This window comes from Rhodococcus sp. NPDC059234 (genome assembly GCF_042754225.1).
GTDB lineage: Bacteria > Actinomycetota > Actinomycetes > Mycobacteriales > Mycobacteriaceae > Rhodococcus_G.
The window spans coordinates 1-5,776 of the sequence record NZ_JBHZAH010000187.1 but is presented as its reverse complement, the minus strand read 5'-3'; the positions used below and the strand labels follow the sequence as shown (position 1 = coordinate 5,776).

Below are 5,776 nucleotides of genomic sequence, written 5' to 3'. Positions count from 1 at the left end.
GGCGGTGACAACCGCTCCCCGTACCGGCCGCGTTCCCGCCCGGCAACCCACTGGACACACTCCCCACGCCCCATTGCGCCGGGTATTTCTAGAACACGTATCTATGGAATGACCCCAGGTAGTGCCCACTCCGGACACCATCTTGGCCCAGCCAATCTGCCCTGCGTGCCGAATTCAGGGTTTTCTTACCGCAACGAAAGTTTGCGGTCAGCCCAGCGACTTCACCGCTGCCGTCGCGGCAAACATCTGCGCCGGATCCCGGCCGTCGAAGTACCCACCGAGCGCGTCGGCGAGACCGGCCGGGCTCCACGCCGCATCCGGGGCGTCGAAGCGCTGCTCGACGACGGGCGCCGCCATCAGCGCGACCATCGGTCCGTAGACGATGAAGACCTGGCCGTTGATCGCGTCCGCGGCGGGCGAGGCGAGGAAGGACACGAGGTTCACGACGTGCTCGGGCGAGAGCGGATCGGTGCCGTCCTCGGGAGCGTCACCGAAGACGTTCTCCGTCATGGCGGTGCGCGCCCGCGGGCAGATCGCGTTGGCGCGGACACCGTAGCGCTCGAGGCCGCGCGCGGCGGAGAGCGTCAGGGCGGTGATGCCCGCCTTCGCCGCGCCGTAGTTCGGCTGACCCGCCGGGCCGAGCAGTCCGGCCTCGGAGGAGGTGTTGATGAGGCGGCCGTAGACGGGCGCACCCGCGGCCTTCGACTCGGCCCGCCAGTGCACTGCGGCGTTGCGGCAGAGCAGGAAGTGGCCACGCAGGTGCACCTTGAGCACCAGGTCCCACTCCTCGTCGGACATGCTGAACAGCATCTTGTCGCGCACGATGCCCGCGTTGTTGACGACGATGTCGACGCCGCCGAGCTGCTGGGCGGTCTCCATCAGGGCGTCCGCGGTGGAGCGCTCGCCGATGTCGCCGGCAACGTAGACGGCCTTGCCGCCGAGAGCCTGGACCTCGTCGAGCACCGCGTCCGCCTGCTCGCCGGCGACGAGATCGTTGATCACCACGTTCGCACCGGCAGCAACGAGGCCGAGTGCCTCCGCCTTACCGAGGCCGGAAGCGCCACCGGTGACGATCGCAACCTTGCCGTCCAGACTTACCTCGCGACTAGCCAATATCACCACTGCCTTCGTGAATTTGATGCGGTTGCGGCGGGTACCACCTGAGGTATTGCCCGCGAGTCGATACTCAGGACTCGCCAACAGAAGCCTGCGGGCGCGCCGCTGGCTCCGCCCCGGGGAGCACCCGCCGCATTCGTGACGCCAGTCACTCTAGAACGTGTTCTCGTTTGCGGCAAGAACGAGTGCGAGGGTCAGCGCTCGAGGCGCAGCGCCGCACGCGGGCACTGCGCGACAGCCTCCTCCATCAGCGCAACGTTCGCCGGATTGTCCTCCGGCTGCGCCACGAGCAGGTTGTCGTCGTCGTCGAGATCGAAGACGTCGGGCGCGATACCGACACACACGCCGTTGGCCTCACATCGATCAAAATCGACCTTGACCTCCATTGATGAACCCCTTTTCTCACTTGGAATCGTCGTCTGCGCACGCGGTCTACGGGCTGGATCCGCGGGCAGATCCACCATTAGACTAGAACCCGTTTCACTCCTGTGCAATGATGCGAAAAACCCGCACTGACGGGCACAAAGCGGGTTTCGGCCGAGCGTCGGACCGCAACAACACGCCGTACCGGATACAGGCTAGAACCTGTGTCAGAGACCGGAGAGGGATCGATGCAAATCACCTACACCGCGGAGCAGCAGGCCCTGCGGGAGGAGCTCCGCGCGTACTTCGCCAAGCTCATCACACCCGAACGACGCGAAGCGCTCTCCGCCCAGACCGGCGAGTACGGATCCGGCACCGTCTACCGCGACGTCGTGCGCGAGATGGGCCGGGACGGATGGCTGGCCCTCGGCTGGCCCAAGGAGTACGGCGGACAGGAGCGCTCCGCGCTCGACCAGCTGATCTTCACCGACGAGGCCGCGATCGCCGGCGCACCGGTGCCGTTCCTCACCATCAACTCGGTCGCGCCGACGATCATGCACTACGGCTCCGAGGAGCAGAAGAAGTTCTTCCTGCCCAAGATCGCGGCCGGCGAACTGCACTTCTCGATCGGCTACTCCGAGCCCGGTGCCGGCACCGACCTGGCGAGCCTGCGCACCACCGCGGTCAAGGACGGCGACGACTACATCGTCAACGGCCAGAAGATGTGGACCAGCCTCATCGCATACGCCGACTACGTGTGGCTCGCCGTCCGCACCGACCCCGCGGCCAAGAAGCACAAGGGCATCACGATGCTCATCGTCCCGACCGCCACGGAGGGCTTCTCGTACACGCCCGTCCACACGATGGCCGGCCCGGACACCAGCGCCACCTACTACCAGGACGTCCGCGTCCCGTCGTCCGCCCGCGTCGGCGAGGAGAACGGCGGCTGGTCGCTGATGACCAACCAGCTCAACCACGAGCGCGTCGCGCTGGTCTCGGCCGCGCCGATCCAGGGCGCGCTGCGCCAGACGATCGAGTGGGCACAGAACACCAAGATGGCGGACGGCAGTCGGGTGATCGACCAGGAGTGGGTGCAGATCAACCTCGCTCGGGTGCACGCCAAGACCGAGTACCTCAAGCTGCTGAACTGGGAGGTCGCCTCCGCGCACGCCCCCAGCAAGGGCGACGCCTCCGCCTGCAAGGTCTTCGGTACCGAGTTCGCCACCGAGGCGTACCGCCTGCTCATGGAGGTCCTGGGGCCGCTGGCGTATCTGCGTCAGGACTCCGCGGGCGCGGTGCTGCGCGGACGCGTCGAGCGGATGCACCGCTCCTCGCTGATCCTCACCTTCGGTGGCGGCACCAACGAGGTGCAGCGCGACATCCTCGCCATGACCGCGCTGGGTCAGCCTCCCGCGAAGCGGTAGTAGACCGCATCCGCCGACCGACCCTCCACGTACCCAAGGACTTTCGATGGACTTCACACACACAGAGGCCCAGCAGGACCTCGAACAGCTCACCCGGAGCATCGCCGAGAAGCTGACCACCAACGACCGCCTCCGCGAGCTGGACGCCACGGAGGACCGCTTCGACGACAAGCTGTGGCAGGCGCTCGCCGATGCGGGCGTGCTCGCCGCGGCGCTGCCGGAATCGGTCGGCGGCGGCGGATTCGGCATTCTCGAGCAGAGCAGCGTGCTGCAGGAGCTCGGCCGGACCCTCTCCCCCGTGCCGTACCTGAGCTCGATCGTGTTGGCCGCGTCCGCGCTGGCCGAGTACGGCGACGAGGCGCAGCGCGACCTCGCCCGGCGCGCCGGTGCGGGTGAGGTCGTCCTCACCGTCGCGCTCGCCGAGGAACTCAACCTCGATCCCGCCCGGCCGGTCACCCGCGCCGAGCGCACCGCCGACGGCTGGACGATCACCGGCACCAAGATCACCGTGCCCGCCGCCGCCTTCGCGGACGTCATCCTGGTCCCGGCGACCACCCCGGAGGGCGTCGCGGTATTCCTGGTCGAGCCGTCCAACCCGGGCGTGCGCGTCGAGCGCCAGATCACCACCGACTACAGCGCCGAGTCGCTCGTGGAGCTGTCCGGGGCCGTCGTCGGTGCCGACCAGGTCCTCGGCGGCACCGAGCGCGGCGCCGAGGTCGTCGATTCGATCCTGGCCCGTGCGGCGGTCGGGCTCAGTGCACTGCAGCTCGGCACCCTCGAACGGGCCCTCGAGCTGGTGGCCGAGTACGCCCGCGAACGGGTGCAGTTCGACCGCCCGATCGGCAGCTTCCAGGCCGTCGCCCAGCGCCTCGCCGACGCCTTCATCGACGTCAAGGGCGTTCGGTCGACGCTGTGGCAGGCGGCCTGGCGGCTGGGCGAGAACCTTCCCGCCGAGGACGAGGTCCGCACCGCCAAGTTCTGGGCCGCCGACGCCGGTCACCGCGTCGCGCACACGGTGATCCACGTCCACGGCGGCGTCGGTCTCGACCGCGACCACCCGGTGCACCGCTACTTCCTCGCGGCCAAGCACAACGAGTTCGCGCTCGGCTCGGCCACCGAGCAGTTGCGGCGACTGGGACAGGCGCTGGCCGACAGCCCGGCCTGATCCCTACACTCCGCACTATGACGACCGCCACAACCACCGTCGCCGACCTTCTCCTGGGTCTACGCGACGACCACGACCACGGAATCCTCTTCGAAGACAGCAGGATTCCGTGGTCGGAGCACATCGCCCTCAGTACGGACATCGCGGCCGTGCTGGACTCGTTGCTCGACCCGGCAGCACCCCGACACGTCGGGGTGCTGCTGGACAACGTGCCGGAATTCTCCCTCCTGCTGGGTGCCACCGCGCTGAGCGGCTCCGTCCTGGTCGGCCTGAACCCCACCCGGCGCGGCCAGGCCCTCGCCGGCGACATCGCGCGCGCCGATTGCCAGGTTGTCGTCACCGACTCCTCGAAGGTCGCCCTCCTCGACGGACTCGACCTCGGCACGACCCGAGTCCTCGCCGTCGACGGCGCCGAGTGGTCGGAACTGCTTGCCGCACACCGGAACAGTCCCGCCCCGACGTACCGGGCCGCAGGCGACGACCTGTTCATGCTGATCTTCACCTCCGGCACCAGCGGCGATCCGAAGGCCGTCCGGGTCACGCAGCGGATGGTCGCGGGTCCGGGCGTCATGCTCGCCGACCGGTTCGGCCTCTCCGGCGAGGACACCGCGTACGCCGCCATGCCGATGTTCCACTCCGGCGCCGTGATGGCGTGCTGGGCGGTGGCGATTGCGGCCGGCGCGAACTTCGCCATGCGACGCAAGTTCTCGGCCTCCCAGTTCATCCCGGACGTCAGGCGATTCAACGCCACTTACGCGCACTACGTCGGCAAGCCCCTGTCGTACGTCCTCGCCACGCCCGCGCGCCCCGACGATTCCGACAACCCGCTGAAGGTGCTTTACGGCAACGAGGGGTCACCCTCCGCCATAGAGGAGTTCGGACGTCGGTTCGGCGCGCGCGTGGTCGACGGTTTCGGTTCCACCGAGGGCGGTGTGCTGATCTCGCGCACCCCCGGCACCCCGACCGGCGCCCTCGGCCAGCTGCCTGCCGGCATCGAAGTGCTCGACCCGGAGACCGGAACACCGTGCCCGCCAGCCGAGTTCGATGCGAACGGACACATCCTCAACGCCGATGTGGCCACCGGCGAGCTGGTGAACACCGCGGGCACCGGAAGTTTCGCCGGCTACTACAAGAACCCCGAGGCCGAGGCCGAGCGGGTTCGGAATGGCCAGTACTGGAGCGGTGATCTCGGTTACCGAGACAGCGACGGTTTCGTCTACTTCGCCGGCCGCAGTTCCGGTTGGATGCGGGTCGACGGGGAGAACCTCGGCACCGCACCCATCGAACACATCGTCGGCAGGCATCCGCGCGTCAGCGAGGTCGCGGCGTACGCGGTCCCAGATCCTCAGGTCGGCGACCGGGTGGCCGTCGCGGTGGTGCCCACCGACACCTTCGACATCGACGAGTTCGCCGAGTTCCTCACCGCCCAGACCGATCTCGGCCCGAAGCAGCTGCCCAGCTTCGTCCGCGTCACGACCGATCTGCCGAAGACCGCCACCTTCAAGGTCCTCGGTCGCTCGCTGAGCGCCGAACGCTGGAACGCTACCGATCCGACCTGGTACCGCGCTCCGGGCGCCGCGTCCTTCGAGCCGGTCACCCCGGAACTGCAGGCCGAGCTCGACGCCGAACTCGCCCGCTGACGGTACAAACCGACACCAAACCCTCCCCGCAACGGCAGAACACGAAGGCCGGGTACGAGATTCGTACC

The 5,776-nt window shown here is 68.4% G+C and carries 5 protein-coding genes; 3 read left to right on the top strand and 2 right to left on the bottom strand.

What is annotated here, in order from left to right; genetic code table 11:
- Nucleotides 1–207: 207 nt before the first annotated feature.
- Together ACFXGJ_RS23830 and ACFXGJ_RS23825 are read right to left on the bottom strand one after the other, a co-directional pair.
- On the bottom strand, nt 208–1,113 hold the full coding sequence (locus tag ACFXGJ_RS23830; protein WP_378625730.1) for a 3-oxoacyl-ACP reductase: 906 nt from the start codon (nt 1,111–1,113) through the stop codon (nt 208–210).
- Between the two features lie 197 nt (nt 1,114–1,310).
- Nucleotides 1,311–1,502, bottom strand: a complete 192-nt coding sequence (locus tag ACFXGJ_RS23825) for a ferredoxin (RefSeq protein WP_378625729.1) — start codon at nt 1,500–1,502, stop codon at nt 1,311–1,313.
- 225 nt (nt 1,503–1,727) lie between these two features.
- Here ACFXGJ_RS23825 and ACFXGJ_RS23820 point away from each other — a divergent pair, with 225 nt between their 5' ends.
- The 3 genes from ACFXGJ_RS23820 to ACFXGJ_RS23810 are packed head-to-tail and all read left to right on the top strand — an operon-like array spanning nt 1,728 to nt 5,708.
- On the top strand, nt 1,728–2,903 hold the full coding sequence (locus ACFXGJ_RS23820; protein WP_378425726.1) for an acyl-CoA dehydrogenase family protein: 1,176 nt from the start codon (nt 1,728–1,730) through the stop codon (nt 2,901–2,903).
- 46 nt (nt 2,904–2,949) lie between these two features.
- Nucleotides 2,950–4,068: an acyl-CoA dehydrogenase family protein gene (locus ACFXGJ_RS23815; RefSeq protein ID WP_378625727.1), complete on the top strand. Its 1,119-nt coding sequence runs from the start codon at nt 2,950–2,952 to the stop codon at nt 4,066–4,068.
- A gap of 17 nt (nt 4,069–4,085) precedes the next feature.
- Nucleotides 4,086–5,708: a long-chain-fatty-acid--CoA ligase gene (locus tag ACFXGJ_RS23810; protein WP_378625726.1), complete on the top strand. Its 1,623-nt coding sequence runs from the start codon at nt 4,086–4,088 to the stop codon at nt 5,706–5,708.
- The last annotated feature ends 68 nt before the right edge of the window (nt 5,709–5,776 follow it).

Bases quoted from the DNA above. Each gene is read 5' to 3' on its own strand.
- ACFXGJ_RS23825 (WP_378625729.1), bottom strand. From the start codon at position 1,502: ATGGAGGTCAAGGTCGATTTTGATCGATGTGAGGCCAACGGCGTGTGT.
- ACFXGJ_RS23820 (WP_378425726.1), top strand. From the start codon at position 1,728: ATGCAAATCACCTACACCGCGGAGCAGCAGGCCCTGCGGGAGGAGCTC.
- ACFXGJ_RS23815 (WP_378625727.1), top strand. From the start codon at position 2,950: ATGGACTTCACACACACAGAGGCCCAGCAGGACCTCGAACAGCTCACC.
- ACFXGJ_RS23810 (WP_378625726.1), top strand. From the start codon at position 4,086: ATGACGACCGCCACAACCACCGTCGCCGACCTTCTCCTGGGTCTACGC.